Annotated in this window: 2 protein-coding genes; one reads left to right on the top strand and one right to left on the bottom strand. The window is 64.1% G+C overall.

The window, feature by feature from the left end:
• The first annotated feature begins 243 nt into the window (after nucleotides 1–243).
• Nucleotides 244–546 carry a hypothetical protein gene (locus J7528_RS23515; RefSeq protein ID WP_291879693.1) on the top strand — a complete coding sequence of 101 codons (303 nt, stop codon included), beginning with the start codon at nucleotides 244–246 and terminating at the stop codon, nucleotides 544–546.
• 70 nt (nucleotides 547–616) lie between these two features.
• Here the strand turns inward: J7528_RS23515 and J7528_RS23510 are convergent.
• The coding region (locus tag J7528_RS23510) for a cob(I)yrinic acid a,c-diamide adenosyltransferase (protein WP_291879691.1) at nucleotides 617–973 on the bottom strand (357 nt) is incomplete at its 5' end.

Below are 973 nucleotides of genomic sequence, written 5' to 3'. Positions count from 1 at the left end.
TCGATAACCCGTTTGACCGGGACTAGGACCTTCATCGGTTTCCACCGCCTCCAGGCTTGTGTTGTCTCCTGCTTGGGTCACCGACTTACCCCTTCGGCGCCGCAATGCAAGTTTCCCTTTGCGTAAGCGTAATGCGTAATCGACCCGTTGGTTCAAACAGTTGTACGATTTTCTGGGGTTTGGGTCTCGGCCGCGCCGATCGGGCCAATTCCCTTAAGGACGGAAAGACGGTAAGGGGCCGCCATGAACAAGACCATCAACCGTCTGAAGTACATCTTCCTGGGCCTGTTCCTGCTCGGCAGCGCGGGCGTACTGGCCTATCACGCCATGTGGGTGTGGCCGAAAGAGAAGTGCGAGGCGCGCGGCGGCGCCTGGGCCGGCAAGTGGCTGAAGTGCGCGACGGTGTATCCGATCGAGACCATGACGCGGCGCCCGGCGGGGACCCCGCCGATCAATGGGGAGAAGGCTACCTCTTCCCCGACTTCCCCGGCGAAAGCCGGGGCCCAGGTCGAGCCCACTGCTGCTGCGGATAAGCCGAAGCCGTAAGGCGCGTTCGCCCCAAACTTTCCGGATGTATCTGGGCCCCGGCTTTCGCCGGGGAAACGGAGTTTGGTAGTTACCGCGTCGCGCCCGGCTTCCACAGCACGTCGGCCTTGCCCTTGTCGTTGCTCCACCGCGCGGCGACGAACAGCAGGTCCGACAGCCGGTTCAGATACTTGATCGCCGGCGCCCCGACGATCTCTCCCTCAGTCCCCGATAGCGCCACGCAGGTCCGTTCGGCCCGGCGGCAAACGGTGCGCGCCACATGTAAAGCCGCCGCAGCGGCCGACCCGGCGGGGAGCACAAACGAAGTCAAAGGACTCATCTCGCCGTTCACCAGGTCGATCTCCTGCTCCAGGCGCTCGACCTGGCTGTCGAGGATGCGCAGGGGCTCCCATTCCGGCTTGCCGTGCTGCTCGGGCGTGGCCAGGTC

Origin of the sequence: Caulobacter sp., from assembly GCF_017744445.1 — a bacterium.
Taxonomy (GTDB): domain Bacteria; phylum Pseudomonadota; class Alphaproteobacteria; order Caulobacterales; family Caulobacteraceae; genus Caulobacter.
This window is presented reverse-complemented; position numbering and strand designations above follow the sequence as displayed.